Below are 25,856 nucleotides of genomic sequence, written 5' to 3'. Positions count from 1 at the left end.
GCATCAGGGAAGAAGGAAGCGATTCATGGACCGTCTGATCTACACCGCGATGACTGGCGCAAGCCAGGCGCTCGAACAGCAAGCCGTCGTGGCGAACAACCTCGCGAACGCGTCGACCACCGGTTTCAAGGCGCAGCTCGCCGCGTTCCGCCAGGTGCCGATGTCGTTCGAGAACCAGTCCGCCGATGGCACGACGCGCACCTTCGTGCTGTCGTCCACGCCGAACGCGGACTACTCGGCGGGGCCGGTGCAGCAGACCGGCAATCCGCTCGATGTCGCGGTTCAGGGCCCCGGCTGGCTGTCCGTGCAGGCGGCGGACGGCAGCGAGGCGTACACGCGCGCGGGCAATCTGCACGTCGATCAGAACGGCCAGCTCGTCACGGCGAACAATCAGCCGGTGCTCGGCGGCGGCGGTCCGCTGTCGATTCCGCCGGGCGCGGAAGTGACGATCGGCAAGGACGGCACGATCTCCGCGCTGATTCCGGGCGACCCGCCGACGGCGATCGCGGTCGTGGATCAACTGAAGCTCGTGAATCCCGATCCGGCGACGCTCACGCGCGGCGACGATGGCCTCTTCCGGACCGCGACCGGCGACCCCGCCGATGCGGACCCGAACGTGGTCGTCGCGGGCGGCGCGCTCGAAGGCAGCAACGTGAATCCCGTCTCCGCGATGGTCTCGATGATCACCAACGCGCGGCAGTTCCAGATGCAGACCAAGCTGATGGAATCGGCGGACCAGAACGAACAGTCGGCCAACAAGCTGCTCAACTTCTCCTAAGCGGCGAACGCAAGCTAAACAGGACACGAAAGAACATGAATCGCTCTCTCTACATCGCCGCGACCGGCATGAATGCGCAACAGGCGCAAATGGACGTGATCTCGAACAACCTCGCCAACGTGGGCACGAACGGCTTCAAGGGCTCGCGCGCGGTGTTCGAGGATCTGCTGTATCAGACCACGCGCCAGCCGGGCGCGAACTCGACGCAGCAAACCGAACTCGCATCGGGCGTGCAGCTCGGCACCGGCGTGCAACAGGTCGCGACCGAGCGCCTCTACACGCAGGGCAATCTGCAGCAGACCGGCAATTCGAAGGACGTCGCGATCAACGGCCAGGGCTTCTTCCAGGTGACGATGCCCGACGGCACGACCGCCTACACGCGTGACGGCTCGTTCCAGACCAATGCGCAAGGTCAGCTCGTCACGTCGAGCGGCTATCAGCTGAACCCGGCCATCACGATTCCGCAGAACGCGACGTCGATCACCATCGGTTCCGACGGCACGGTGTCCATCACGCAGCCGAGCAGCACGGCGAACACGACGGTCGGCGCGATCCAGCTCGCGACCTTCATCAACCCGGCCGGCCTCGAAGCGCGCGGCGAAAACCTGTTCTCCGAGACGGGCAGCTCGGGCGCGCCGAACGTGTCGCAGCCGGGCCTGAACGGCGCGGGCTCGCTCCAGCAGGGTTACGTGGAAGCGTCGAACGTGAACGTGGTGCAGGAACTCGTCAACATGATCCAGACGCAGCGCGCCTACGAGATCAACAGCAAGGCCGTGACCACGTCCGACCAGATGCTGCAGACGCTCTCGCAGATGCAGGTTTGAAGTAACGCTTAACCAGAGTCACCACGATGTCGCCTACTCAAATCCTCTCGCGTGCAACGATTGCCGCGCTCATTGCAGCGCTCGGCGCGTGCGGCCTCGTGCCGAAAGAGCCGATCGTCCAGCAGCCGATGACCGCGCGTCCGCCGCAGCCGCCCGTCGGCACGCGTTCGCCCGGCGCGATCTACAACGCGGGCTACGCGGGACGGCCGCTGTTCGAAGATCAGCGTCCGCGCAACGTGGGCGACATCCTGACCATCGTGATTTCGGAAAACGTCAACGCGACGAAGTCGTCGGCGGCGAACACCAACCGCGCCGGCAACGGCTCCTTCGCCGTGCCGACGACGCCGGCCCTCTTCGGCGGCCTCTTCAACAACACGAACCTGTCGGCCACCGGCGCCAACAAGTTCGCCGCGACGGGCGGCGCGAGCGCGGCCAACACGTTCAGCGGCACGCTCACGGTTACCGTCACGGACGTGCTGCCCAACGGCAACCTGATGGTGAGCGGCGAAAAGCAGATGCTCATCAACCAGGGCAACGAATTCGTGCGCTTCTCGGGCGTCGTCAATCCGACGACCATTTCGGGCACCAACACCGTGTTCTCCACGCAAGTCGCCGACGCGAAGATCGAATACTCGGCGAAGGGTTACATCGACGAAGCGCAGAACATGGGCTGGCTCCAGCGCTTCTTCCTCAACGTCGCGCCGTTCTGATCATGAATCCGTTTCTTCGTTTCGTTTCGTTCTCGCTCGCGGCCGCGCTCGTCGCGATCGGCTCCGCACCGCACGCACACGCCGAGCGTCTGAAAGACCTCGTCTCGTTCCAGGGCGTGCGTGACAATCCGCTGATCGGTTACGGTCTCGTCGTCGGTCTCGACGGCACCGGCGACCAGACGATGCAGACCCCGTTCACGACGCAGTCGCTCACCAACATGCTCGGCAATCTCGGCATCACGGTGAATTCGGCGACCACGCAAAACATGCAGTTGAAGAACGTCGCCGCCGTGATGGTGACCGCGACGCTGCCGCCGTTCGCGCGCCCCGGCGAAGCGATCGACGTGACCGTGTCCTCGCTCGGCAACGCGAAAAGCCTGCGCGGCGGCACGCTGCTGATGTCGCCGCTGAAGGGCGCGGACGGCCAGGTGTACGCGATGGCGCAGGGCAACCTCGTCGTCGGCGGCGCGGGCGCGAGCGCGAACGGCAGCAAGGTGCAGGTGAACCAGCTCGCGGTCGGGCGCATCTCGGCGGGCGCGATCGTCGAGCGCGCGGTGCCGTCGGCGTTGCAGCAGCAGGGCGGCGTCATGCAGATGGAGCTGCGCGAGATGGACTTCGACACGACGCAGCGCATCGTCGCGGCGGTGAACAATCAGTTCGGCATGGGCACGGCGCTCGCGCTCGACGGCCGCACGATCCAGTTGCGCGCGCCGCAGGATGCGAGCGAGCAGGTGTCGTTCATGGCGCAGTTGCAGAACATCGACGTGCGTCCGGCGCAGGCCGCCGCGAAGGTGATTCTGAACGCGCGCACCGGCTCGATCGTGATGAACCAGATGGTCACGCTGCAGAACTGCGCGGTCGCGCACGGCAACCTTTCGGTGGTCATCAACACGAAGACGGCGGTGAGCCAGCCGGGCGCGTTCTCGAACGGGCAGACGGTGGCGGCGAAGGAATCGTCGATTCAACTGAAGCAGGACAGCGGCGCGCTCAAGATGCTGAACGCGGGCGCGAATCTCGCGGATGTCGTGAAGGCGCTCAACGCCCTCGGCGCGACGCCGGCGGATCTCATCTCGATCCTTCAGTCGATGAAGGCCGCGGGCGCGCTGCGCGCAGACCTCGAAATCATCTAAGGAACGAAAGCGCATGAACTCGAACACGACCGGCATCGCCAGCACCGCGTTGGCATCGACCGATACGACGAGCGGCTTTTCGAGCCTGTCGAACCGTTTCGCGCTCGACACGCAGGGCTTCGACGCGCTGCGTGCACAGGCCGGCGCGAATCCGCAGCAGGGACTCAAGGAAGCGGCGAAGCAATTCGACGCGGTCTTCACGCAGATGATGCTCAAGAGCATGCGCGACGCGACGCCTTCGGACAGCCCGTTCGAATCGAACGATACGAAGTCGTTCACGTCGATGCTCGATCAGCAGCTCTCGCAGCAGATGTCGTCGAAGGGAATCGGCGTCGCTGACATGATGTTGAAACAGCTCATGCGCAACGCGGGCGGCCAGCCCGACGCGAGCGGCAAGGGCGGCGCCGGCGCGATGAACGCGATGCAGGCGCTCGGCGGCATGTCGGGCGGCGGCGGCGACCTCGAAGCGAACGCGGGCAACATCGCCGCGATGAACGCGATGGCGAAGGCGTACGCGGCGGCGCAGGCCAACAAGAGCCAGGCGTCGCTCGCGGGCAAGGGCTACACGGCGGCGGATTCGCTCGAAGCGCCGGCGCGCGGCAACGGTTCGGACAAGGTCAACGCGTTCGTCGACCGCCTTGCGGTGCCGGCGCAGGCCGCGAGCGCGGCGACGGGCATTCCGGCGCGCTTCATCATCGGTCAGGCGGCGCTCGAATCGGGCTGGGGCAAGCGCGAGATCAAGAACGCGAACGGTTCGACGAGCCACAATATCTTCGGCATCAAGGCGTCGAGCAACTGGACCGGCAAGACCGTCGATTCGGTCACGACCGAATACGTCAACGGCCGGCCGCAAAAGGTCGTCGAGAAGTTCCGCGCCTACGATTCGTACGAGGAAGCGCTGACCGATTACGCGAGCGTCATCAAGAACAATCCGCGCTATGCGCCGGTGATTCAGGCTTCGCGCGATGTCGCAGGCTTCGCGCACGGCATGCAGAAGGCGGGCTACGCGACCGATCCGCAGTACGCGAAGAAGCTCATCTCGATCATGCGCCAGATCGTCTGACGCAATCAGCCGATGTTTGCGGCCGTCCTTTTGCTGGAGACGGCGTCGCGCGCGCGGATTCCGGTGCGCGGACAGCGCAATTGTTCGGATCTTTTACGGCAGCAAACGTTTTACGTTCGTAGGGACGGCGCACCACATACATTTTTCGGTGGCCAACCCTAAACTTTTGAAGACGTATGCCGCTAACCTGAATAATCGAAGTGCCGGACCGATACTGGTTCGGATCGACGCGCGACGTCCGACGATTCGGGCGGCGCGAGCACAATGAACACGGCTAGCACCATGAACACCTATCTCAAGCATGACGTTGCCGACGATGACATTGCGCCGAACGTGGATTTCGGCCGGCGCAATCCGCTCGAAATCGGCGTGGCGCTGCGCAATCTCGCCAATCGCGGCGACTTTCTGACGGCGCAATATGGCGACGGGCAAATCGTCACGCGTTTGCTTGACGTCGATGTGACCGCGCATCGATTCACTTTCGACTGGGGCGGCGTGGCGGAGCAGAACCGCGGCGTGCTCGCATCGCAGAAGCTCATTTTCAACGCGGCGCCGGAAGGCGTGCGGGTAGAGTTCACGACGCCGACGCCGCGTGAGACGGTGTTCGACGGACGCCCGGCGTTCGAGGCCGAGTTTCCGACGGTGCTGTATTACATGCAGCGGCGCGAGTATTTCCGCGTCGAGGCGCCGGTGCTCGATCCGTACATCTGCACGGGCTCGCTGCCAGAAGGGGAGCGGTTTCGCTTCGAGGTGCATGATTTGTCGCTGGGCGGTGTCGCTTTGCGTACGACGGATGAGCGCGTTGCGAATCTCGAAATGGGCATCGTGATTCAGGATGCCGAGCTGCATTTCAGCGCTAATGGGAAGGTTACGCTGGATATGAAGCTTGTTTCGCATCGGGAATCGACTACGGCGAAGGGTGATTGCCGGTATACCATCGGGTTCAAGTTTGTTTCGATGCCGGGGTCGGCGGAGAATACGCTGCAGCGGCTTATTACTCAGTTGGAGATGAAGCGGCGGTCGTTGGCGAAGTAGGGTTTTTGGTTTTGCTTTCGCTGGATCCCGTTATCGCGTCGGTCTATTAGCACTGCCCCTCCCCGGGGCGGGGGTCACTTTCTTTGCTGCTGCAAAGAAAGTAACCAAAGAAAGCAGCTTCTCATCGCCCGCGGTCACACGCACGTTGGCCATGCTTGCCAGCCCGCGGTGACACTCGCCTAAGTGTCGCCCTCAAAGACCCAACCGGGCTTGGCTCGCGCACGGTCTGCCACCTCGCATCGCTTGCGTCACTGGTTCAGCACCAAACGGCTCCGGCCCGCTTCGCGGCCGATGGGTCAAGCGGATCGGCGTGCGCTTCTTCGACGGTTTCCCCTGCATACCCCACGGCAGCGCGTAGCGCTGTGCCGATGCTCTTTTGTGCTGAACCAGCGCGCTGAATCGTCTCGGGCGGCAGAACGTGCGCGATCCAAGCCCTTGTCTGCTTGTGGGGGCACTCTCTACTGCCGGGCCATTCAGCCAATCGTCTGTGCCGCGGCCGGTGTGAAGTGCTTAGGCTGGGGATAGCTGTTTCTTTGGTTACTTTCTTTGCAGCAGCAAAGAAAGTGACTGCCGCCCCGCACAGGGGCAGTGCTAATAGACCACCACGAACACGGGATCCGGCGAAAAAAAACCAAAACCAAAGAAATAAGCCATAAAACCGCCGCTCTTCCGGCAATAGCCATTGCCGCCCCCCTCCGATAATGGCCCCATCGCGACAACCGTCCGCAAAGCGCGCAAACGCTCAACTTCCCCGGCAATCGGCCGATATACAAAACAGCCATGCGGCAGCGCACGCTCAAACGCCGCCTCACCAGGATTCACGCATGTCCAATAACATCTTCAGCATTGGTCTTTCCGGTCTGAATGCGGCCCAGTGGGGCCTGACGACCACGGGACAGAACATCAGCAACGCCGCGACGCCGGGCTATACGCTCGAGAAGGTCTCGTATCAGGAGTCGTCCGGTCAGTTCACCGGCTCGGGTTATCTCGGCAATGGCGTTCAGGCCGTCACCGTCACGCGTCAGTACAGCCAGTACCTGACGACGCAAGTGAACAACACGCAGGCGTCGAGCAGCGCGGCGAGCACGTATTACTCGCTGATCTCGCAGCTCAACAATCTCGTCGGCGATCCGACCAAAGGCATTGCGCAAGGCATCACGAATTACTTTTCCGGCCTGCAGTCGGTGGCGAATTCCGCGAGCAGCACCGCCGCGCGCCAGTCGCTGATGAGCAGCGCGCAGACGCTCGCGGATCAGATCAACTCGGCCGGCCAGCAATACGACCAGTTGCGTCAGAGCGTCAACACGCAACTGACGAGCGCCGTCTCGCAGATCAACAGCTACTCGCAACAGATCGCCGATCTCAACAAGCAGATCAACATCGCCAGCGCGAGCGGCCAGCAGCCGAACCAGTTGCTCGATCAACGCGATCAGCTCGTCACGAACCTGAGCTCGATGATCGGCGTGCAAGTCGTGCAGCAGGACGGCAACTACAACGTGTTCATCGGCAACGGGCAGCCGCTCGTCGTCGGCAATACGCAATACGGGCTGCAAGCGGTGCCGTCGGCTTCCGATCCGAGCGAACTCGCGGTCGCGTTCAAGAGCCGCGACGGCACCACGCAAACCGCCGCAAACACGCAATACGTCGACAACTCGGCGCTCACGGGCGGCGTGGTCGGCGGGCTCATCGACTTTCGCACGCAAACGCTCGATCCGGCGCAGGCGCAACTCGGCGCCATCGCGACGAGCTTCGCCAGCCAGTTGAACGGCCAGAACGCGCTCGGCCTCGACCTGAACGGCCAGCCCGGCGGCAAGCTGTTCGCGACCGGCGATCCGAACATCATCGCCAACGCGCGCAACAAGGGCACCGGCACGCCGACGGCGACGATCGTCGATGGCACGCAGCCGCCCGCCAACGATTTCACCGTCACCTACGACGGCAGCAAGTACACAGTGACCGACCCGGCGACCGGCCAGCAGCTCGGCTCGATCGATCCGGCGACGGAGACGCAGAAGACGATCAACGGCCTGAACATCGACGTGTCTTCGCTGACCGGCGTGCAGAAGGGCGATTCGTTCACGATCCAGCCGACACGCGCCTCGCTCGACAACTTCAAGCTCACGACGAGCAACGGCGCGGCGATCGCGGCGGCATCGCCCGCGGTGACGTCGGCGGCGAGCACGAACACGGGCACGGCGTCGATCTCGTCGGCGACAGTGACGAGCAACGCGATGTCGTCGGACATCAACCTCACGTACAGCGCGGCGGCGAACGGCTTCACGTCGGACGTCGCGGTGACCGTCGGCGGGACGAGTTACGCCGTCGGCCAGACGATTCCCTTCGATGCGACGAAGGGCCTGACGGTCTCGGCGAACGGCGTTTCCGCGACCATCAGCGGCACGCCGAAGGACGGCGACGCGTTCAAGATCGCGCAGAACAAGGGCGGCACGAGCGACGGCAGCAACGCGCTCGCGATGGCGAACCTGGTGTCGGCGAAGTCGCTCAACGGCGGCACCGACACGCTGACGAGCTCGTACGCGAGCTACATCAACACGATCGGCAACACGACCAACCAGCTCAAGGCGACGAGCACGGCGCAGACCGCGCTCCTGACTCAAGCAACTTCGGCGCAGCAATCGGTGCAGGGCGTGAACCTGAACGAAGAAGCGGCCAACCTGATTCAGTATCAGCAGCTCTATCAAGCGAACAGCAAGGTGATTCAGACCGCCGCGACGCTGTTCCAGTCGCTGCTCGGCATGTTCAACTGAGGTTAAACGCGATGCGTATTTCCAGTTCCCAGTACTTCAACATGAACGTCGCTTCGATGAGCGACCAGCAGAGCACGCTCGCGTCGATGTATCAGCAGATCTCATCGGGCAAGCGCATTCTCACCGCGTCCGACGATCCGCTCGGCGCGGCGCAGGCCGTGCAGCTCACGTTGAAGAGCGGCGCGCTCGCGCAGTACGGCACGAACCAGACGATCGCGCTGTCGTCGCTGCAGCAGGAAGACTCCACGTTGAGCAACGTGAGCAACGTGATCCAGAGCATCCAGACGCAGATCGTGCATGCGGGCGACGGTTCGCTCACCGATTCGGATCGCTCGGCGGTCGCGGACACGATCAAGGGTTTGCGCGATCAGCTCTTCGGTCTTGCGAACACTACGGACAGCAACGGCAACTACATCTTCTCGGGGCTCAAGGGCGGGACGGCGCCGTTCTCGAACAATGCGTCGGGCACCGGCGCGAGCTATTCCGGCGACCAGGGCCAGCGCACGGTGCAGATCAGCGACGGGCGTTCGATTCCTGTCGGCGACACGGGCCAGTCGATCTTCCAGAGCGTATCGCCGATGGAAAGCGATCCGGTGTCGCGCGCGGCCGACACGAACACGGGCACGGCGACGATCAGCGCGGTAAGCGTGAGCGACACGAGCAATCCGGGCAACGCGAGCAAGTACACGATCTCGTTCTCGGTTTCGCAGACGGATGGATCGACGACGTATTCGATCACGTCGGACCCGGCGGACAACACGCTGCCGACTAACGTGGCCTACACGGGCAAGACCGACATCACGCTCGGCGGCCAGAAGGTGACGCTCGACGGCACGCCCGCGGACAAGGACTCGTTCACCGTGCAGCCGGCTGCGACCGACAACAACGACATCTTCGCGACGCTCGACACGATCGTGAGCGCGCTCAAGCAGCCGACAGGATCGCCGAGCGCCCAGGCAGCGTTGACGAACGCGTTGACGACGGCGGGCACGAAGATCAACAACACGTTCAACAACGTGCTGTCGGCGCAGACGGTGGTGGGCGGACGCGAGCAGCAAGTGCAGTCGACGCAGACCGCGATGCAGACGAGCCAGACGCAGACGGCGAGCGATATCGCGAATTTGACGAGCATCGATCTGGTATCGGCGATCAGTGGGTATGAGTTGACGCAGAACTCGTTGCAGGCTGCGCAGATGGCTTTTTCGCAGATTCAGAAGATGTCGTTGTTTGATTACATCGGGAGTTGATTGGGGGTTTTTTTGCCCTTTGGTATCGGGGGGACCGCGGTGCTCTTTTTTTCGCTGGATCCCGTTATCGTGGTGGTCTATTAGCACTGCCCCTCCCCGGGGCGGGGGTCACTTTCTTTGCTGCTGCAAAGAAAGTAACCAAAGAAAGCAGCTTCTCATCGCCCGCGGTCACACGCACGTTGGCCATGCTTGCCAGCCGCCAATGGCACTCGCCTAAGTGTCGCCCTCACAGGCCCACTCGGGCTTGGCTCGCGCACGGTCTGCCGCCCGAGACGTTTCAGCGCGCTGGTTCAGCACCAAAGAGCTTCGGCACAGCGCTACGCGCTGCCGTGGGGTATGCGAGGGAAACCGTCGAGGAAAAAGCGCACGCGCACCCGCACCCGATTGACCCATCGGCCGCGTAGCGGGCCGGAACTATTTGGTGCTGAACCAGTTTGTTCTGTGGTGCGATGTGTCAGACCGTGCGCGAGCCAAGCCCTTGTCTGCTTGTGGGGGCACTCGCTACAGCCGGGCCATTAGGCCAATCGCCTGTGCCGCGGCCGGTGTGAAGTGCTTAGGCTGGGGATAGCTGTTTCTTTGGTTACTTTCTTTGCAGCAGCAAAGAAAGTGACTGCCGCCCCGCACAGGGGCAGTGCTAATAAACCGACACGAAATCGGGATCCGGCGAAAGCAAAAGCCCCCCCTAAAGCCCCCCCACCACCCGCCCCACCTCCCCAATCCCCACATCGAAAATCCGCTGAAAAAACGGCATCAAATTCGGCACCATAAGCTGCAACAAAAGCAACCCGACGAGCATCGTCACCGGAAACCCAACCTGAAAAATCCCGATCTGCGGCGCCGCCCGATTGAGAATCCCGAGCGCGAGATTGGCGATCAACAACGCCGCCACGATCGGCAACGCGAGCAGCAGTCCCGTCGAAAAAACACTGCCGCCATATCCCACAAGAACGCGCCACCCTTGCGCATGCGACGCCGCCGCAACGACGTTCGCCTCGATCGGCACGCTGTGAAACGTAGCGATAAGCGCACTGATCAACTGCAAATGCCCATCGAACACGAGAAACGCGAGCATCGCGAGCGTGTTCAGATAGCGCGAAACGACCACCGCATTGCCGCCCGCACGCGGATCGTAAAGCATCGCGAAGCCGAGGCCCATCTGCTGGCCGATGAACTCGCCGGCCGCATCGACGGCGGCGAACGCGATCTGCATCACCATGCCGATGGCCGCGCCGATCAGAAACTGATTGACGATGATCCACACGCCCGCCGCGGAAAACACCGTCGCCTGCGGCATGGCGGGAAGCGTCGGCGCGACGATCAGCGAAATGAACGCGGCGACCGCAATCTTCACGCGCATCGGAATCGCCATATGGCTCAGCACGGGCGCCGTGGCGATCAGCGCGAGGATGCGCACGAACGGCCATAGAAACGCCGTGAGCCAGCCGTTCAGTTGCGCATAGGTGACGGAGAACATCGAACGAAACTCAGCCCGTGATCGCAGGCGTGATCGTGAAAACGTGACGCATGTAATCGAGCAATGTCGACAGCATCCACGGTCCCGCGATCACCAGCGTCACCGCGACGGCGATCAGCTTCGGAATGAACGACAGCGTCGATTCGTTGATCTGCGTCGCCGCCTGGAACAGGCTCACGACCAGACCGACGACGAGCGCGACCAGCAACAACGGCGCGGCGAGCAACAAGGCGACGTACATCGCCTGATGCGCCATCGTCATGACGGATTCGGGTGTCATGCGCGTCTCCTCAGGATACGAAGCTTTGAGCCAGCGAGCCGATCAGCAACTGCCAGCCATCGACGAGCACGAACAGCATCAGCTTGAACGGCAGCGCGATGGTCGTGGGCGACACCATCATCATGCCCATCGACATCAGCACGCTCGCCACCACCATGTCGATGATGAGAAACGGAATGAAGATCGTGAAGCCGATCTGGAAGCCCGTCTTCAACTCGCTCGTGATGAACGAAGGCACGAGCAGCGAAAGCGGCACGTCCTCCGGACCGTTCATCGGCGCGGCCTTCGAAATGCGTGCGAAGAGCGCGAGATCCGTTTCGCGCGTCTGCTTGAGCATGAACTGCTTGAACGGCGCGACGCCGCGCGTCATCGCCTGATCCATCGCGATCTGGCCTTCGGAGAAGGGCTTGTACGCGTCGTTGTACGCGCGATCGAGCACGGGCGACATCACGAAGAACGAGAGAAACAGCGCGAGGCCGACGAGCACCTGATTCGGCGGCGTGCTCGTCGTGCCGAGCGCCTGGCGCAACAGCGACAGCACGATGATGATGCGCGTGAAGCTCGTCATCATCAGGACCATCGCGGGAAGGAACGAGAGCATCGTCAGCAGCAGCATCGTCTGCACGCTGAGCGAATACGTGGTGCCGCCGTTCGGGCCGGGGCTCGTGTTGAAGGCCGGCAGACCCGCCGTGCTCTGCGCGAACGCGAGATACGGCATCAAGCCGAGGATGACCGGAAGCGCGATCTTCAAACTACGCGCGATGTTACGACTGACCTGCATTAAGTGCTCCTGCCGACGAACTCTTTCGATAGGCTGGATTGTCGGCCACGCGGATGCCGGACGATGGCGCGAACAGAGGGGAAAACCCGCGCCAACTCGTTCTATTGCGAAGCGCCCGCCGTAAACGAACATCGGGCGTCGATCCTTGCGGACCACGCCCGATGTATCGGTCGAACCGAACGAACTTACTTGACGAACTTCTGGAGCCTCTTGTTGGCTTCGCCTGCAAGGGCGTCGCGGAACTTCGCGCCGAAGCTGCCGGCCGACGACGGCGCCGTAACGCCCACGCCTTCCACTTCGGCCGATCCGGCGGGCATCGTGTGCAGGAGACGCACGTTGCCGGGACCCGCGCCGAGCACGAGCCACGTATCGCCCACTTCGACGACCGCGACGCGTTCCTTGTTGCCGAGCGATGCGCCGCCCACCACCTTCACGAGACCGCCGCGCTTGCCGCCGTGAACGCCGAACTTGCGCGCAAGCCACGCGCAGCCGAATACGAAGCCGATGACGACGACGAGTCCGACGAGCGTCTGCAGCACCGCGCCGAAACCGAGCGACGGCACCGCCGTGCCCGCGCCGACGCCCGAGGCGATCTGCGCGGCGTGGTTCACCGCGTTCATGTCGGCGGCGACGGAAAGAAGAGGCGCCGAGCAGAGCAGCGCGACGGCCAGGCGTTTCATCGATTCAGCTTCCGGATACGTTCGGACGGCGTGATGATGTCGGTCAGGCGGATGCCGAACTTGTCGTTCACCACGACCACTTCGCCCTGCGCGATGAGACAGCCGTTCACGAGCACGTCCATCGGTTCGCCGGCGAGGCCGTCGAGTTCCACGACCGAACCCTGCGCGAGTTGCAGCAGGTTGCGGATCGCGATCTTCGTGCGCCCGAGCTCCACCGTCATCTGCACGGGGATGTCGAGAATCATGTCGATGTCGTTGCGCGTCGAGGGCGCCGCCGCCTTCGACAGCGGCTGAAACACGCCTGCGCTCGCTGCCACCGGCGCATCGTTGCCGTTCTGCTCGGCGAGCGCGCTCGCCCAGTCGTCCAACAGGAGCTCGTCGCCTTTTTCCTGCGCGCCGGGCGCATCGTTCTGCATCAGATCACTCATATCCACCTTCCTTCATCGTGTCGCTTGCGCTGATCATCTTTTGCACGCGCAGCGCGTATTGACCATTGAACATTCCGTAGCCGCATTCCATGACCGGCACGCCATCCACTTTCGCGACGACCTGCTCCGGTATATCGATCGGCAGCACGTCGCCCGCGCGCATGTTGAGAATCTGTTCGAACGACGAGCGAATCTCGGCGAGATCCACCGTCAACTCCACTTCGGCCGATTGCACCTGCTGCGACAGCACGCGCACCCAGCGGCGGTCCACTTCGAGCGCTTCGCCCTGAATCGGCGATGAGAGCACGTCGCGGATCGGCTCGATCATCGAGTACGGCATGCAGATGTGCAGCGTGCCGCCTGTCGAGCCGAATTCGATCGTGAACTGCGTCACGATGACGATTTCGTTCGGCGTCGCCACGTTGGCGAACTGCGTGTGCATCTCCGAGCGCATGTATTCGAATTGCAGCGGCTTCACGCTGCGCCACGACGTCGCGTAGTGCTCGAACACCAGATTCAGCAGCTTGCTGATGATGCGCTGCTCGGTCTGCGTGAATTCGCGGCCTTCGACGCGCGTGTGAAAGCGCCCGTCGCCGCCGAACAGGTTGTCGACCACGAAGAACACGAGGTTCGGGTCGAACACGAACAGCGACGTGCCGCGCAGGGGCTTCACATGGACCAGGTTGAGGTTGGTCGGGATCGGCAGGTTGCGCGTGAATTCGCTGTACTTCTGCACCTTCACCGGCCCGACGGAAATTTCCGCCGAGCGCCGCATGAAGTTGAAGATGCCCACGCGCATCAGGCGCGCGAAGCGATCGTTGATGATTTCGAGGCCGGGCATCCGGCCCCGGACGATGCGTTCCTGCGTCGCGATGTTGTACGGACGTACACCGACTGGCTTTTTCTCGTCAGCTTCCTGATCGATTTCGCCGGTGACGCCTTTGAGGAGGGCATCGACCTCCTCCTGCGACATGAACTCTTCGTGGCCCATGACTCTTTTACTCGCTGATGCGGCGTTACTGGACGACGAATTCGGTGAACAGCACCTCTTCGACTCGCACTGGCTTCTCGGCCGAGCTCGCCGCGGTTTCGACCGCTGCGCGCAGCTCGCCCGCGAGCTGTTTCTTGCCGTCGACGGTCGCGAGATCGTCGGGGCGCTTGCCGGAGAGCAGGAGCAGCACGCGGCTGCGGACTTCTGGCATGTGCTCGGTGACGAGCAACTGGACCTTTTCGTCCTTGAGCTTGAGCGTGAGGCCGGCGCGCAGATAGTGCATGGTGCCGTCGTCGGACTGGAGGTTCACCGTGAGCGATTCGAGCGGGAAGAACACGGGCGGCGGTTCGGGCGCGGGTTTCGCCGCGCCGTGATTTTTACCGAGGAAAAAGTAAGCGCCGCCGGCTCCCGCGCCGAGGAGCACGATCGCGCCGACGGCGATGATCAGGATCTTTTTGAGCTTGCCGCTCTTTGCGGGAACGATGGGTTGCTGGTTTGCGGTCGTGGTAGCCATGAATGCGTGCCTCTTTCGATAGGTTGAATTGTTGGCTATCGCCGTGTAAAGCGATGGGTCGAACAGAGGGGGGATTTGGGGTTATTCCATCTGATTGCTTTTGTCTTTCGACTTTGGGGGCTTGGTTGGGTTAACGGGGCGTTTTCGGGAAACTTGTGTTCGTGGTGGTCTATTGGCACTGCCCCTCCCCGGGGCGGGGGTCACTTTCTTTGCTGCTGCAAAGAAAGTAACCAAAGAAACAGCTATCCCCAGCCTAAGCACTTCACACCGGCCGCGGCACAGACGATTGGCTGAATGGCCCGGCAGTAGAGAGTGCCCTCACAAGCAGACAAGGACTTGGCTCGCGCACGGTCTGCCGAGCCGTAACATTAAGCGCGCTGGTTCAGCACGAAAGAGCATCGGCACAGCGCTACGCGCTGCCGTTGGGTATGCAGGGGAAACCGTCGAAGAAGCGCACGCGGACCCGATTGACCCATCGGCCGCGAAGCGGGCCGGAGCTATTTCGTGCTGAACCCGTGACGCAAGCGATGCGAGGTGGCAGACCGTGCGCGAGCCAAGCCCGGTTGGGTCTTTGAGGGCGACACTTAGGCGAGTGTCACCGCGGGCTGGCAAGCATGGCCAACGTGCGTGTGACCGCGGGCGCTGAGAAGCTGCTTTCTTTGGTTACTTTCTTTGCAGCAGCAAAGAAAGTGACCCCCGCCCCAGGGAGGGGCAGTGCTAATAGACCACCACGCTAACGGGATCCAGCGAAAAACCGAAAATCAAGCAAACGTATCAACAAGCCCCACGGTGCGCCGCACCGGCACACTCACACTGGCGGAAGCCGAAGAATCGACCCCACCAATCCCACCAGCGCCCCCACCCCCGCGCGAGCCCGACGAGCGCTCCTCCTGCTGCGATTGCCTTCCAAACGCCGACCCATCCGAAACCGAAGCACTCCCGAGACTGATGCCATTCGCCTCCATCGCCTCACGCAGCTTCGGCATGGCGGCCTCGACCGCCTCGCGCACCTGCGCATGCTGCGACACGAACAGCGCGTGCGCGTGGCTTTCGGAAACCTGCAACGTCACCTGCAACGGCCCGAGATCTCTCGGATTCAAAGTCAGCTCGGCGCTCTGCTGATCCGCCTTCGACAGAAACACGACCTTCTGACTGAACGCATCGTCCCAGCCGGACGCGCCCACGTGCGGCGCAATCGCCGCGCTCGTCGCCGATGCCATCGCGCCTTGCGGACTCGACACCGCCGAATTCGCCGATGCCGCCTGCATCGACACCGCGTGCGCAGCCGCATCGGCGGCTTGCTTGTACGCGGCAGTCGCGGCATCCGCGGGCATCGTCGCGACAGCCAGCGCGGTCGCGTCGGTCGCCTTCGAATCCGCGTTCACGTTGTTCGCCAGCACGGCGAGACTCGCGCCCTTTCCACCCTTGGCAAACAAACCGCCCTGATCCTCGCTGTCCGCACCCTCGCGCGCCGTCGCCACGGAACCGTTCGCCGGCACTGCGTTCGGCGCAACGTTGTTCATCGCCGCGAGCGCCGCCTGAAGCGCGTCCTGCGCCGGTTTTGCATCGGCGCTCTTGTGCGTCTCGCCGGTCGATTTGGTGTCGTCGGTCGAAGCGGTGGCCGTCGCCGCAGTGGCCGCGTCCGTCAGATCGGCGAGCGTGGTGTCCGCGTCGGCATCGTCGGCGTTGGCGGCGTCGGCGCGTGCCTTCGCCTGCGCCGCAGCCGTCGCCGCATCCGACGCGGAACCGGGCGTCTGCGCCGCCGGCTTCGATGCGTCCGCCGTATCGGCCTTGCCCGTATTCTTCGATGCCTCTTTCGGCGCGTCGGCATGATCGGGCTTCGCGGCGGCCTGCGCATCCGATGCGTCATCGCTCTTCGACGCAGCCACGGACGCGCTGTCATCCGGCTTCGGCGCGTCATGCACGCTCGATTTGTCGGCGGAAGAATCCGCCAGCGCCTTCGCCGCCTGCGCGTCGGCATTGGCGCGGTCGGTGATGCCTTGCAGCGTCATGCCGAACGACGCGCCCGCGCTCGCCGCGCGCTGCGCCGCAGCCTTGCTCGATGACGTGGCGGCGGTCATCGCGCCGAGAAGTGATACGGAGGACATACGAGTCTCTCAAATGCAATGGTTGGGTAACGGCTCAGGCACGCTCGGCGCGCATGCGCAGTATCTTCGCGGCGTGCTCGTCGGATTCGCGCTGCTCGACGCGCGCGGCCTTCTTCGCGAGCATCGCCTCGCCGCGCGCGGCCAGCACTTCGTAACTGCCGAGCTTCTGTTTCTTGAGACGCCAGTCGGGTTTCGCCGCCTCGATGCGCTGATCGGCCATGACGAGCGCCGTGCGTTGCTGCGCGATCGCCGAATCGAGCGTGTCGACGAACGCCTGGAAGTTGCGCAGCGTCTGCGCCGTGGTGCCCTCCTGCGCCGATGCCGTGAATCGTGCGTGGTACTCGTCACGGTAGGTGATGAGCGAGTTCAATTGCGTTTCGACTTCGTTGCGTTCCTGCTGCAGCTTGCCTAGCTTCTTCGTGGCGGCGTCGAGTTCCTCTTCGGCAAGGCCGATGAGGGTGTTGATCGGCAGATTCTTGGACATGGCGTGGCGGTCCCGTATGGTCTTTTGGCTTTCTTGTGATGAATGATTCGGATACTAGTCGAAAACTATTCGAAGAGTTGATTCAACATCGCGATGCTCGGCTCGAACGGCGCCTGCTCGCGAAAACCCTGCTGCAAAAACGACTCCATGCGCGGATACAGCGCGATCGCGCGGTCGAGGAGCTGATCGCGCCCGCTCGAATACGCGCCCACGTTGATCAGATCCTTGTTGCGCTGATAGCGCGAAAGCATCTGTTTGAAGAGGCGCACGCGTTCGAGATGCTTGTCGTCGATGAGCGCGGTCATCGCGCGGCTGATCGATTGTTCGATATCGATGGCCGGATAGTGCCCCGCCTCCGCGAGCGAGCGGTTCAGCACGATATGGCCGTCGAGAATCGCGCGCGCCGAGTCGGCGATCGGGTCCTGCTGATCGTCGCCTTCGGTGAGCACGGTGTAGAACGCGGTGATCGAGCCGCCGCCTTCCGGTCCATTCCCGGTGCGCTCGACGAGCGCCGGCAGCTTCGCGAACACCGAAGGCGGATAACCCTTCGTCGCCGGCGGCTCGCCGATCGCGAGCGCGATCTCGCGCTGAGCCATCGCGTAGCGTGTCAGCGAATCCATCAGCATCAGCACATGCTTGCCCTGATCGCGGAAATATTCGGCGAGCGAGGTCGTGTACGCGGCGGCCTGCATGCGCAGCACGGGCGATACATCCGCCGGCGCCGCGACGACGACCGAGCGCGCGAGACCTTCCTCGCCGAGAATCTGCTCGATGAATTCCTTCACTTCGCGGCCACGTTCGCCGATCAGCCCGATCACGATCACTTCCGCGCTCGTGTAGCGCGCCATCGTGCCGAGCAGCACCGACTTGCCGACGCCCGAACCCGCGAACAGGCCCATGCGCTGGCCGCGCCCGACCGTCAGCAGCGTGTTGATCGCGCGCACGCCGACATCGAGCACCTTGTGGATCGGTTCGCGGTTCAGCGGATTGATGACCGGCGAGGAGAGCGGCGCATCGACCTTCGCGCCGAGCGGGCCAAGCCCGTCGAGCGGACGGCCGGACGCATCGACGACGCGGCCGAGCATTTCCCAGCCCACGGGCAAACGCTTCGCGCCCGCCATCGGATCGTTGATCGGCGCGCTTTCGAGCGGATAGACGCGCGCGCCGGGCAACAGGCCGGCCACTTCGGTGGTCGGCATCAGAAAGAGCTTGTCGCCCGCGAAGCCGACGACTTCGGCTTCCGCGGTCGGAATCGCGCTGCCCGGCGGCAGTTCGATCATGCATTCGGAACCGACGCCCATCTTCAGGCCGACCGCTTCCAGCACGAGTCCGGCCGCGCGCGTGAGACGCCCGCACGGACGCAGCGGCTTCGCGATGGCGTTGCGCGACCTGAGCGCGTCGAGCTTCTCACGCCACGTATCGATGTGCGGATTGCCGGCGATATGCGCCAGTTCCGCGATGGTGCGCGCGGCGAGTTCGTCGGCGGATTCGTCGCCGACGGATTCATCGACGGCGAGCGGGCCGAACGAAGCGCGTGCGAGCTCTTGCTCCAGCTCGCTCAAACCATCCTGAGTGATTCGGCTCACCACGGCTTGTTTCTCCCCAGAGCAGCCACGACGCGCTCCCATCGCGACACGATGGTCGCGTCGATTTCGCCGGTCGCGGCGTGCGCCTTGCAGCCGCCGCGCTCGACATCCGGATCGGAACGCACGGTCCAGCCCGCGGACTCGAGTTCGTCTTTCAGATAAGCATCGACGATCGGCATGTCGGCCGGATTCACGACGAGCGTGGGCGCGCCCGAAAGCTCCGGCTCGGCGGCGATCACTTCGCGCGCCACGGCGACGAGCGCGGTCGGATCGAGCGCGAGATGCTGACGCACGACCTGCTGCGCGATATCGATCGCGAGTTCGGCGAGCGACTCCGCGATGGCCGCATCGGCGGCCTGCAACGCGGTCCTGAACGTATCGGCGATTTCGGAAAGACGCGCGGCCTGGGCAAGCGCTTCCTTGCGGCCATCCTCGAAACCCTTCGCCTGACCTTGCTCGTAACCCGCCTGATAACCGAGCGCCTGGCCCGCGACATGACCCTTCGCGAGCCCTTGCTGATGCGCGTCTTCTTCGACGCGGCGCAAGTGCGCTTCGAGCGCGGCCTGTTCCGCCGCGCTGGTGTCGACCTTGATTTCGACAGGATCGAACGACGCCATTTCCCAGCGCTGATACGCCGAGAGCGGAGTCTTCTGCACGCGAGCGTCAGACATATGCATCCTCCGCCTTGCCGCCTAGCTGGATCTGGCCGTTTTCCGCGAGATTGCGGACGATCTGGAGAATCTTGCGTTGCTGCTGCTCGACTTCCGACACGCGCACCGGACCGCGCGAATCGAGGTCTTCGGCGAGCAGTTCGGCCGCACGCTGCGACATGTTCGACAGGAATTTCTGGCGCAGCGCCGGCTGTGCGCCCTTGAGCGACACGATCAGCGTCTCCGACTCCACTTCCTTCAAGAGAAGCTGGATCGCGCGGTCTTCCAGGTCGAGCAGGTTCTCGAACACGAACATCTGGTCGATGATCTTCTGCGCGAGTTCGGCGTCGTATTCGCGCACGTTCGCGATCACGCCTTCCTCGTGGTTGCTCGACATGAAGTTGAGAATCTCGGCCGCCGTGCGGATGCCGCCCATCGGCGCGCGCTTCAGGTTGTCGCTGCCGGAGAGGAGCGTCGTCAGCACGTCGTCGAGTTCGCGCAGCGCGGCGGGCTGAATGCCGTCGAGCGTCGCGATGCGCAGCAGCACGTCGTTGCGCAGACGGTCGGCCAGCAGCGACACGATTTCCGAAGCCTGATCGCGGTCCAGATGCACGAGGATCGTCGCGATGATCTGCGGATGCTCGTTCTTGATCAGTTCCGCGACCGCGCCCGAGTCCATCCACTTCAGGCCTTCGATGCCGCTCGTATCGCTGCCTTGCAGGATACGGTCGATCAGCGCGCCGGCCTTGGTTTCGCCGAGCGCCTTCGTCAGCACCGAGCGGATGTACTCGCTCGAATCGAGCGACAGCGCGGTGTGCTGCTCCGCTTCCGAAACGAATTCGGTCAGCACGTTGTCGAGCTGCTCGCGCGTCACGTTTTTCAGCGCCGCCATGGTCGCGCCGATCTTCTGCACCTCGCGCGGAGCGAGGTACTTGAAAACTTCGGCGGCTTCTTCCTCACCGATCGACATCAGGAGGAGAGCGGCTTTATTCAGGCCTTCAGCGTTCATCGGACACCCAGTTCTTCACGACCGTCGCAACGATTCTCGGGTCCTGACGCGCCACCATGCGCGCGTAGTCGAGGTTGCGATCGAATTTGGCCTTCTTGCTTTCATGACCGAGGAGACTGACCTCGGCATCCTTGTCCTCGTCTTCATTCTTCTGGCCGCCGTCGAGCGACGGGCCATCGAGCAGCGAGAGTTCATCCGGTGCGCCGAGCGCGGGCGCGGCTTCGGGCGGCGGCGGGAAGGCGCGGCGCATCGCCGGCTTCACCATGCTGAAGTACAGGAACAGCCCGACGATGCCGATGCCCACATACTTCGCCGCCTGGATGCCCCACGCGATCATCTGCGGGGTGCGCCACCACGGCACGTCCGGCGTCACGTTCAGATCGGCCGAGAACGCGCTGTTCACCACGTTCACCGAGTCGCCGCGCTTTTCGTCGAAGCCCATCGCGTCCTTCACGAGCTGCTGGACCTGCGCGAGCTTGTCGGCGGCGAGCGGCGTCATCGTGACGTTGCCCTTCGCGTCGACCTTCTTGTCGTAGTTCACGACGACCGCCACGGACAGGCGCTTGATGCCGCCCGTCGCCTGCTCGAAATGGCGCACGGTGCGATCGACTTCGTAGTTGGTCGTCGTGTCGCGGCGCTGGTTTTGCGGCGTCGCCTTCGTACCGACAGCGCCCGACGCTGCCGCGTCGATCGGCGCGGAAGCCGGCTGCGGCGGCTGGTTCGAGAGCGCGCCCGGCACGCCCGATGCGCCGCCGCCCGTCGTTTCGCTCGATTCGCTCGACTGCTGGCTGCGGATCGCCGTGCTTTGCGGGTTGCCGTTCGGGCCGTAGCTTTCGGCGGTCTGTTCGAGCTTCGAGAAGTCGATGTCGGCGCTCACCTGCGAGCGGGCGTTGCCGGCGCCGAAGAGCGGCGCGAGAATCGCGTCGATGCGCTTTTGCGTGTTGTGCTCGATCTGCTGCACGTACTTCAGTTGCGACGCGTCGAGGCCGCTGGCGGCGCTCTGGCTCGTGAGCAGGTTGCCGTCCTGATCGACGATATTCACGTTCTTGACCGGCATGTCCGCGACGCCCGAAGCGACCATGTGCGCGATCGCGACCACCTGGCCTTCGTCGAGCACGCGGCCCGGATACAGATTGACCATCACCGACGCGGTCGGCAGTTCCTTGTCGCGCACGAACACGCTCGGCTTCGGAATCGCGAGATGCACGCGCGCCGATTTCACCGACGAGATCGCGCCGATCGTGCGCTCCAGCTCGCCTTCCAGCGCGCGCTGATAGTTGACCTGCTCGGCGAACTGGCTGATGCCGAACTTCTGGTTGTCCATCAGCTCGAAGCCGACCGAGCCGCTCTTCGGCAAGCCCTGGCTCGCGAGACGCAGACGCGTTTCGTGAACCTGCTCGGCCGGCACGAGAATGGCGCCGCCGCCGTCGGACAACTTGTAGGGAATGTTGCCCTGCTGGAGCGCGGCAACGATTGCGCCGCCGTCCCGATCGGAGAGATTGGAGAAGAGGACGCGGTAGTCCGGCTGGCGCGACCACATGACGAGGCCGGCAATCACCATCGCCAGAATCGCGACGGCCACGATGAGCGGCACACGCGGATTCGAGCGGAACTGGTTGAGCATCGGCACGCGCTGCGCGAAACCGCCGAAATCGGCGCCACCCGCGAGTCCCGGCGCGGCCGTTCCGGCTGCCCCCGGTTGTGCGCCCGCCAGGCCCATTCTGGCGTCGGGCGTGATGAGTGAGTTGTTGGGCGTATCCATTTAGCGTCGAAGCTCCGAATCCTGAGGTTCTCCTCCCGCCGCTTCCCGCTTTTCATGTAAGCGGCGGTGGAGGACTTTTCACGATGGGGATTATCCGCAGAAGATTGCAACTCGATTCGCTGAATAGAGCGGGGTTTTCCCCGTTCTTCCCGCGCTTTGAAAAACCGCCGGCTGCTAATCTTTTTCGTACTCGGCGAACCTCCGCGAAACGCATCCCGAGCACCCAGGTCCACGCCACGCGAGGCGCCGGCTTTCCCCCTGTCACCCGGAGTCAACATGAACTTTCCGATCAATCCGCTTTCCGCCGCGCTCTCGGCCATTCAGTCGCTGGCATCGCAAGCTGCGGGCGGCGTGTCCGGCCCGACCAGTGCGGCCGGTGCCGTCACGGGCCAGAGCGGGACATCGGGCGCGGCGAGCGTCGGCAGTTTCTCCGATGCGCTGAAATCGTCCATCGACAAGATCAGCGACAACCAGACCAAGGCGCTCGGTGAGGCGCACGCATTCGAGATCGGCGCGCCGAACGTGTCGCTCAACGACGTGATGGTGGACATGCAGAAGGCGAACGTCGGACTGCAATTCGGGTTGCAGGTGCGCAACAAGCTCGTGTCGGCCTACAACGACATCATGCAGATCTCCGTCTGACGACCCGTACGCGATCCAGCCCCCAATCGTTGCTGTGACGGCTCTGGAGTCCTGAGTCCTAAAGCTTTGCCGCGTTTCTCCGATAACCCCGATAACGGCACGGCGAACGATGGTTCGTTTGCCCGCGCCGGTTTTTGCCGGGCGCACGGGGATCCGGACGAGAAGCAGGGCGTCCGTTCGAAGCAAGCGGAACGCCGCGGCATCGCATAAGGAGAATCGAGAGATGTATTCCCCAGGACACGCTGGAGCCAATGCCTACGCACGCGTGGGCGTGCAGACAGGAGTGATGGGAGCCAGCCCGCACCGTCTGATCGTGATGCTGTATCAGGGCGCACGCCAGGCGATCGCGCAGGCGCGCATGCACATGCAGCAGAACAACATCGGCGCGCGCGGCACGGCGATCAGCAAGGCCATCAGCATCATCGAGAGCGGCTTGCAGCAGGCGCTCAACAAGGATGCGGGCGGCGAGATCGCGGAACGGCTGGACGCGCTGTACACGTATATGACGCGCCGGTTGCTCGAGGCGAACCTGAAGCAGGACGAGACGATGCTCGTGGAGATCGACAACCTGCTCGCGACGCTCGAAGACGCCTGGGTGGGAATTGGACCGGAAGTGGCGCAAATGACCGCCGCGCCCGTTTGACGGGATGCGCGTCGACTGCCTCGAAAGAATGAAGACGACACAAGAATATTTCGCCCATTACGAAGCCATCGCCGCGGTTTCCGGCCAGATGCTGGCGGCCGCGCGCGGCGGCGAATGGAGCGAGCTGAAGGCGTTGCAGGGCACGTACCGCGAGTTGGTCGAGCAACTGAAGCTTGTGGATTCCGGCTCGGAGCTCGACGAAAACGCCCGGGCGCGCAAGCTGGACCTCGTGAAGAAGATTCTCGCCGACGACGCCGCGATCCGCGATCTGACGTCGCCGAGCCTCGCGCGTCTTTCGGCGCTGTTCACGGTCAACAGCCCGGCGCGCGTACTGAAAAAAATGATCGGACTGCGCTAGGCGCTGGTCCGCGCCCGATCGCGGCGCATATGAGGATGTGGGCATGACTGGACTCGATACCGCGATCGCATCGTTGCTCGCCAGTCGCACCGAGCTCCTGTTGTCCGCGATCCGTGCGCCGAACGGAGTGAGCGGCAGCGGCGTCACCGGCGCGAGCGTCGGACAGACGACGACGCAGACGGACATGCCGCAGACCGTCGGCACGTCTCCCGGCGCGGCGACGCCGGCGGCATCGGCGCAAACCGCGTTTTCCAGCGTCGCGCGCACGCTCGACGTGATCTCGCGCTTTCCCGGCGCGGCGCCCGCGCTGACCGGCGACGCCCCGCTCTGGCCGACGCCGCCGCGCCCCGCGAGCGCCTTCGCCGCGCTCACGACGGGCCTCTTCGATACCGCTTTCTCTTCCAACGCCGCCGCGGTTGCCGCAGCGCGCGCCGCGACGCAGAATCTGCCGCCGCTGCCGGCCGCCGCGCTCGCGACCGCGCTGGCGAAGACCGTCGACGAAAGCGGGCTCTTCTACGAAGCGCATCTGGTGCAATGGCTTGCGGGCCAGCGCAGCGCCGCGTCGCTCGGCAACGAGCCGCAGGCGCGCGCCGATGCGCGTTCGATGTCCTTGCCGTTCGATTTCGCGAACCTCGCGACGCCCGGCGACGCCTGGCTGGACGACGCCCGCGCGCCGCAGCCCGTACTCGATCTGCCCGACTTTCACGGACGCCCGGTCGCGACGCCGCAGACGCCGCAGCAGGCGGCCGCGCTCGCGGCGTCGGTGCGCGATGCGCCGCCGTCGGCGCTTTCGAATTCGCAGAGCGGAAACGTCAGCGGCGGTATGAACGCGCAGAGCGCGCAGCCGAGCCAGCAGGAATCGGCGTTGCAGGCGTCGGTCGCGGCGGGCATCCATCCGGCGACGCTCAATGTCGTGCGCCAGCAACTCGAGGTGCTCGCGAATCAGCAATTCCGCTGGCAGGGCGAGGCGTGGCCCGGCACGCGCTTCGAGTGGGAAGTTGCCCGCGAGCCGCACGATCCGCGCACCGCCGACGATGCCGCCGACGAACGTGCGTGGCGCACGCGCATCACGCTGTCGTTGCCCGCGCTCGGCACCGTCGATGCCGAACTCGTGCTGACGGGCGAAAAGCTCGTCGCGCGGATCAAGGCGGGCGATTCGGGTGCGCGCCGTCTCGCCGCCGATGGCGTCGCGTTCGCGCGTCAACTGGAGGCGGCGGGCATCGCGCTGGCATCGCTTTCCGTTCGCTCGATGGATGGCACGACCGATCTTGCGCTGTCCGGCGACAATGCCGCCGCGAAAAAACCGGTGCGCTCGCCGCTCGAACATCTGTTCCGTCCGCCGCAGGGCGAGGGGAGTGGAGCATGAGCGCACAGGATCATCCGCTGTACACGCGCAGGCAGGCGACCGCGCTCGCCTACGAGGCGGGCAATCGCGAGGGGACGCCGCGTGTCGTCGCGAAGGGCTATGGCATGGTCGCGGAAATGATCGTGCAGCGCGCGAAGGAAGCGGGTTTGTATGTGCACGAGTCGCCGGAGATGGTGTCGCTGCTGATGCAGGTCGATCTCGATGCGCACATTCCGCCGGCGCTTTATCAGGCGGTGGCGGAGTTGCTGTCGTGGGTTTATCGGCTGGAGAACGAGGAGCCGATGCGGGAAAGTGGGCGGGGGGTGAGGTGATGTTGGCTGGGCTTTTGTGGATGGCCTGAATACGCGGTGGTCTATTAGCACTGCCCCTCCCCGGGGCGGGGGTCACTTTCTTTGCTGCTGTGTATGGACCGGAGACATGGGTAACAGGTGTGTCAGGACATGGGGAACACATTTAGCTCCTTTCGCCGCGTTCCTTCAAGTCGATGGTATCGATGCGATGATGAACAAAGTACACGTCGTAGCAGCCGTCAGTTTCGCTACAGG

At 63.9% G+C, this 25,856-nt stretch carries 27 protein-coding genes; 13 read left to right on the top strand and 14 right to left on the bottom strand.

Annotation, left to right across the window (positions count from 1 at the left end):
• Positions 1 to 25: 25 nt before the first annotated feature.
• From flgF to QCE73_RS14095, 6 genes are all read left to right on the top strand, one after another.
• Positions 26 to 778: a flagellar basal-body rod protein FlgF gene (gene flgF / locus QCE73_RS14120; RefSeq protein WP_035499292.1), complete on the top strand. Its 753-nt coding sequence runs from the start codon at positions 26 to 28 to the stop codon at positions 776 to 778.
• A 35-nt stretch (positions 779 to 813) separates the two neighbouring features.
• Complete coding sequence (flgG, locus tag QCE73_RS14115; protein ID WP_035499290.1) at positions 814 to 1,602, top strand: flagellar basal-body rod protein FlgG; 789 nt, start codon at positions 814 to 816, stop codon at positions 1,600 to 1,602.
• 26 nt (positions 1,603 to 1,628) lie between these two features.
• The gene (locus QCE73_RS14110) at positions 1,629 to 2,312 is read left to right on the top strand and encodes a flagellar basal body L-ring protein FlgH (RefSeq protein ID WP_187609648.1); all 684 of its coding nucleotides are present in this window, start codon (positions 1,629 to 1,631) and stop codon (positions 2,310 to 2,312) included.
• Between the two features lie 2 nt (positions 2,313 to 2,314).
• Positions 2,315 to 3,442: a flagellar basal body P-ring protein FlgI gene (locus tag QCE73_RS14105; protein ID WP_187609647.1), complete on the top strand. Its 1,128-nt coding sequence runs from the start codon at positions 2,315 to 2,317 to the stop codon at positions 3,440 to 3,442.
• A gap of 13 nt (positions 3,443 to 3,455) precedes the next feature.
• Positions 3,456 to 4,505, top strand: a complete 1,050-nt coding sequence (gene flgJ / locus QCE73_RS14100; RefSeq protein WP_309881720.1) for a flagellar assembly peptidoglycan hydrolase FlgJ — start codon at positions 3,456 to 3,458, stop codon at positions 4,503 to 4,505.
• A 282-nt stretch (positions 4,506 to 4,787) separates the two neighbouring features.
• A complete protein-coding gene (locus tag QCE73_RS14095) occupies positions 4,788 to 5,540 on the top strand; it encodes a flagellar regulator YcgR PilZN domain-containing protein (protein ID WP_309881719.1) in 753 nt (250 codons plus the stop codon).
• A gap of 591 nt (positions 5,541 to 6,131) precedes the next feature.
• On the opposite strand, the gene QCE73_RS14090 is transcribed toward QCE73_RS14095, so the two are convergent.
• Positions 6,132 to 6,362: a hypothetical protein gene (locus tag QCE73_RS14090; RefSeq protein WP_309881718.1), complete on the bottom strand. Its 231-nt coding sequence runs from the start codon at positions 6,360 to 6,362 to the stop codon at positions 6,132 to 6,134.
• A 2-nt stretch (positions 6,363 to 6,364) separates the two neighbouring features.
• On the opposite strand from QCE73_RS14090, the gene flgK reads away from it, so the two are divergent.
• The gene (gene flgK, locus QCE73_RS14085; RefSeq protein WP_309881717.1) at positions 6,365 to 8,308 is read left to right on the top strand and encodes a flagellar hook-associated protein FlgK; all 1,944 of its coding nucleotides are present in this window, start codon (positions 6,365 to 6,367) and stop codon (positions 8,306 to 8,308) included.
• Between the two features lie 11 nt (positions 8,309 to 8,319).
• Positions 8,320 to 9,555 carry a flagellar hook-associated protein FlgL gene (flgL, locus tag QCE73_RS14080; RefSeq protein ID WP_035499282.1) on the top strand — a complete coding sequence of 412 codons (1,236 nt, stop codon included), beginning with the start codon at positions 8,320 to 8,322 and terminating at the stop codon, positions 9,553 to 9,555.
• Between the two features lie 682 nt (positions 9,556 to 10,237).
• Here the strand turns inward: flgL and fliR are convergent.
• The 13 genes from fliR to fliF all read right to left on the bottom strand — a co-directional run bounded on the left by fliR (position 10,238) and on the right by fliF (position 22,302).
• Positions 10,238 to 11,029 (bottom strand): flagellar biosynthetic protein FliR, encoded by a 792-nt coding sequence (fliR, locus tag QCE73_RS14075; RefSeq protein ID WP_035499279.1) that lies wholly within the window; start codon positions 11,027 to 11,029, stop codon positions 10,238 to 10,240.
• A gap of 10 nt (positions 11,030 to 11,039) precedes the next feature.
• Positions 11,040 to 11,309 carry a flagellar biosynthesis protein FliQ gene (gene fliQ / locus QCE73_RS14070; protein WP_008352562.1) on the bottom strand — a complete coding sequence of 90 codons (270 nt, stop codon included), beginning with the start codon at positions 11,307 to 11,309 and terminating at the stop codon, positions 11,040 to 11,042.
• A 10-nt stretch (positions 11,310 to 11,319) separates the two neighbouring features.
• Positions 11,320 to 12,090 (bottom strand): flagellar type III secretion system pore protein FliP, encoded by a 771-nt coding sequence (fliP, locus tag QCE73_RS14065; protein WP_309881715.1) that lies wholly within the window; start codon positions 12,088 to 12,090, stop codon positions 11,320 to 11,322.
• Between the two features lie 185 nt (positions 12,091 to 12,275).
• Complete coding sequence (gene fliO / locus QCE73_RS14060) at positions 12,276 to 12,770, bottom strand: flagellar biosynthetic protein FliO (protein WP_035499277.1); 495 nt, start codon at positions 12,768 to 12,770, stop codon at positions 12,276 to 12,278.
• The gene (gene fliN / locus QCE73_RS14055; protein WP_371881045.1) at positions 12,767 to 13,186 is read right to left on the bottom strand and encodes a flagellar motor switch protein FliN; all 420 of its coding nucleotides are present in this window, start codon (positions 13,184 to 13,186) and stop codon (positions 12,767 to 12,769) included. Before fliN ends, fliO begins: the two co-directional genes overlap by 4 nt.
• A gap of 4 nt (positions 13,187 to 13,190) precedes the next feature.
• A complete protein-coding gene (fliM, locus tag QCE73_RS14050; RefSeq protein ID WP_035499274.1) occupies positions 13,191 to 14,189 on the bottom strand; it encodes a flagellar motor switch protein FliM in 999 nt (332 codons plus the stop codon).
• A gap of 25 nt (positions 14,190 to 14,214) precedes the next feature.
• The gene (gene fliL, locus QCE73_RS14045; protein WP_035499273.1) at positions 14,215 to 14,703 is read right to left on the bottom strand and encodes a flagellar basal body-associated protein FliL; all 489 of its coding nucleotides are present in this window, start codon (positions 14,701 to 14,703) and stop codon (positions 14,215 to 14,217) included.
• A 761-nt stretch (positions 14,704 to 15,464) separates the two neighbouring features.
• Complete coding sequence (locus QCE73_RS14040; protein ID WP_309881712.1) at positions 15,465 to 16,811, bottom strand: flagellar hook-length control protein FliK; 1,347 nt, start codon at positions 16,809 to 16,811, stop codon at positions 15,465 to 15,467.
• Between the two features lie 34 nt (positions 16,812 to 16,845).
• The gene (fliJ, locus tag QCE73_RS14035; RefSeq protein WP_035499270.1) at positions 16,846 to 17,295 is read right to left on the bottom strand and encodes a flagellar export protein FliJ; all 450 of its coding nucleotides are present in this window, start codon (positions 17,293 to 17,295) and stop codon (positions 16,846 to 16,848) included.
• Between the two features lie 65 nt (positions 17,296 to 17,360).
• Positions 17,361 to 18,923: a flagellar protein export ATPase FliI gene (gene fliI, locus QCE73_RS14030; RefSeq protein ID WP_051626713.1), complete on the bottom strand. Its 1,563-nt coding sequence runs from the start codon at positions 18,921 to 18,923 to the stop codon at positions 17,361 to 17,363.
• Positions 18,878 to 19,552: a flagellar assembly protein FliH gene (gene fliH / locus QCE73_RS14025; protein ID WP_309881709.1), complete on the bottom strand. Its 675-nt coding sequence runs from the start codon at positions 19,550 to 19,552 to the stop codon at positions 18,878 to 18,880. Before fliH ends, fliI begins: the two co-directional genes overlap by 46 nt.
• Positions 19,545 to 20,540, bottom strand: coding sequence for a flagellar motor switch protein FliG (gene fliG, locus QCE73_RS14020; RefSeq protein ID WP_035499267.1), 996 nt, complete (start codon positions 20,538 to 20,540; stop codon positions 19,545 to 19,547). The genes fliH and fliG overlap by 8 nt, the downstream gene beginning before the upstream one ends.
• Positions 20,530 to 22,302 carry a flagellar basal-body MS-ring/collar protein FliF gene (gene fliF / locus QCE73_RS14015; RefSeq protein ID WP_035499266.1) on the bottom strand — a complete coding sequence of 591 codons (1,773 nt, stop codon included), beginning with the start codon at positions 22,300 to 22,302 and terminating at the stop codon, positions 20,530 to 20,532. Before fliF ends, fliG begins: the two co-directional genes overlap by 11 nt.
• A 276-nt stretch (positions 22,303 to 22,578) precedes the next feature.
• On the opposite strand from fliF, the gene fliE reads away from it, so the two are divergent.
• The 5 genes from fliE (at position 22,579) to QCE73_RS13990 (ending at position 25,622) form a co-directional block, all read left to right on the top strand.
• Entirely contained in the window at positions 22,579 to 22,944 is a 366-nt protein-coding gene (gene fliE / locus QCE73_RS14010) for a flagellar hook-basal body complex protein FliE (RefSeq protein WP_035499265.1), read from the top strand.
• Between the two features lie 223 nt (positions 22,945 to 23,167).
• A complete protein-coding gene (gene fliS / locus QCE73_RS14005) occupies positions 23,168 to 23,587 on the top strand; it encodes a flagellar export chaperone FliS (RefSeq protein ID WP_035499264.1) in 420 nt (139 codons plus the stop codon).
• A 28-nt stretch (positions 23,588 to 23,615) separates the two neighbouring features.
• Entirely contained in the window at positions 23,616 to 23,945 is a 330-nt protein-coding gene (locus QCE73_RS14000; RefSeq protein WP_035499541.1) for a flagellar protein FliT, read from the top strand.
• Positions 23,946 to 23,988: 43 nt separating this feature from the next.
• Positions 23,989 to 25,311, top strand: a complete 1,323-nt coding sequence (locus QCE73_RS13995; protein WP_309881705.1) for a flagellar hook-length control protein FliK — start codon at positions 23,989 to 23,991, stop codon at positions 25,309 to 25,311.
• A complete protein-coding gene (locus QCE73_RS13990) occupies positions 25,308 to 25,622 on the top strand; it encodes an EscU/YscU/HrcU family type III secretion system export apparatus switch protein (RefSeq protein WP_309881703.1) in 315 nt (104 codons plus the stop codon). The genes QCE73_RS13995 and QCE73_RS13990 overlap by 4 nt, the downstream gene beginning before the upstream one ends.
• Positions 25,623 to 25,856: the final 234 nt, after the last annotated feature.

Origin of the sequence: Caballeronia sp. LZ029 (assembly GCF_031451275.1) — a bacterium.
GTDB classification, from domain to species: domain Bacteria; phylum Pseudomonadota; class Gammaproteobacteria; order Burkholderiales; family Burkholderiaceae; genus Caballeronia; species Caballeronia jiangsuensis.
The sequence above is the reverse complement of the archived record's forward strand: the minus strand, read 5'-3'. Positions and strand labels throughout refer to the sequence as shown.

Coding starts and splice junctions, on each gene's coding strand:
- fliI (WP_051626713.1), bottom strand. CDS start 18,923: ATGGGAGCGCGTCGTGGCTGCTCTGGGGAGAAACAAGCCGTGGTGAGC.
- fliH (WP_309881709.1), bottom strand. CDS start 19,552: ATGTCTGACGCTCGCGTGCAGAAGACTCCGCTCTCGGCGTATCAGCGC.
- fliP (WP_309881715.1), bottom strand. CDS start 12,090: ATGCAGGTCAGTCGTAACATCGCGCGTAGTTTGAAGATCGCGCTTCCG.
- fliS (WP_035499264.1), top strand. CDS start 23,168: ATGTATTCCCCAGGACACGCTGGAGCCAATGCCTACGCACGCGTGGGC.
- fliG (WP_035499267.1), bottom strand. CDS start 20,540: ATGAACGCTGAAGGCCTGAATAAAGCCGCTCTCCTCCTGATGTCGATC.
- fliO (WP_035499277.1), bottom strand. CDS start 12,770: ATGAAACGCCTGGCCGTCGCGCTGCTCTGCTCGGCGCCTCTTCTTTCC.
- QCE73_RS14000 (WP_035499541.1), top strand. CDS start 23,616: ATGAAGACGACACAAGAATATTTCGCCCATTACGAAGCCATCGCCGCG.
- fliF (WP_035499266.1), bottom strand. CDS start 22,302: ATGGATACGCCCAACAACTCACTCATCACGCCCGACGCCAGAATGGGC.
- fliE (WP_035499265.1), top strand. CDS start 22,579: ATGAACTTTCCGATCAATCCGCTTTCCGCCGCGCTCTCGGCCATTCAG.
- flgG (WP_035499290.1), top strand. CDS start 814: ATGAATCGCTCTCTCTACATCGCCGCGACCGGCATGAATGCGCAACAG.
- flgF (WP_035499292.1), top strand. CDS start 26: ATGGACCGTCTGATCTACACCGCGATGACTGGCGCAAGCCAGGCGCTC.
- fliN (WP_371881045.1), bottom strand. CDS start 13,186: ATGCAGAACGATGCGCCCGGCGCGCAGGAAAAAGGCGACGAGCTCCTG.
- flgK (WP_309881717.1), top strand. CDS start 6,365: ATGTCCAATAACATCTTCAGCATTGGTCTTTCCGGTCTGAATGCGGCC.
- QCE73_RS14095 (WP_309881719.1), top strand. CDS start 4,788: ATGAACACCTATCTCAAGCATGACGTTGCCGACGATGACATTGCGCCG.
- QCE73_RS14110 (WP_187609648.1), top strand. CDS start 1,629: ATGTCGCCTACTCAAATCCTCTCGCGTGCAACGATTGCCGCGCTCATT.
- QCE73_RS14040 (WP_309881712.1), bottom strand. CDS start 16,811: ATGTCCTCCGTATCACTTCTCGGCGCGATGACCGCCGCCACGTCATCG.
- flgJ (WP_309881720.1), top strand. CDS start 3,456: ATGAACTCGAACACGACCGGCATCGCCAGCACCGCGTTGGCATCGACC.
- fliL (WP_035499273.1), bottom strand. CDS start 14,703: ATGGCTACCACGACCGCAAACCAGCAACCCATCGTTCCCGCAAAGAGC.
- fliQ (WP_008352562.1), bottom strand. CDS start 11,309: ATGACACCCGAATCCGTCATGACGATGGCGCATCAGGCGATGTACGTC.
- fliJ (WP_035499270.1), bottom strand. CDS start 17,295: ATGTCCAAGAATCTGCCGATCAACACCCTCATCGGCCTTGCCGAAGAG.
- fliM (WP_035499274.1), bottom strand. CDS start 14,189: ATGGGCCACGAAGAGTTCATGTCGCAGGAGGAGGTCGATGCCCTCCTC.
- QCE73_RS13995 (WP_309881705.1), top strand. CDS start 23,989: ATGACTGGACTCGATACCGCGATCGCATCGTTGCTCGCCAGTCGCACC.
- QCE73_RS13990 (WP_309881703.1), top strand. CDS start 25,308: ATGAGCGCACAGGATCATCCGCTGTACACGCGCAGGCAGGCGACCGCG.
- flgL (WP_035499282.1), top strand. CDS start 8,320: ATGCGTATTTCCAGTTCCCAGTACTTCAACATGAACGTCGCTTCGATG.
- fliR (WP_035499279.1), bottom strand. CDS start 11,029: ATGTTCTCCGTCACCTATGCGCAACTGAACGGCTGGCTCACGGCGTTT.
- QCE73_RS14105 (WP_187609647.1), top strand. CDS start 2,315: ATGAATCCGTTTCTTCGTTTCGTTTCGTTCTCGCTCGCGGCCGCGCTC.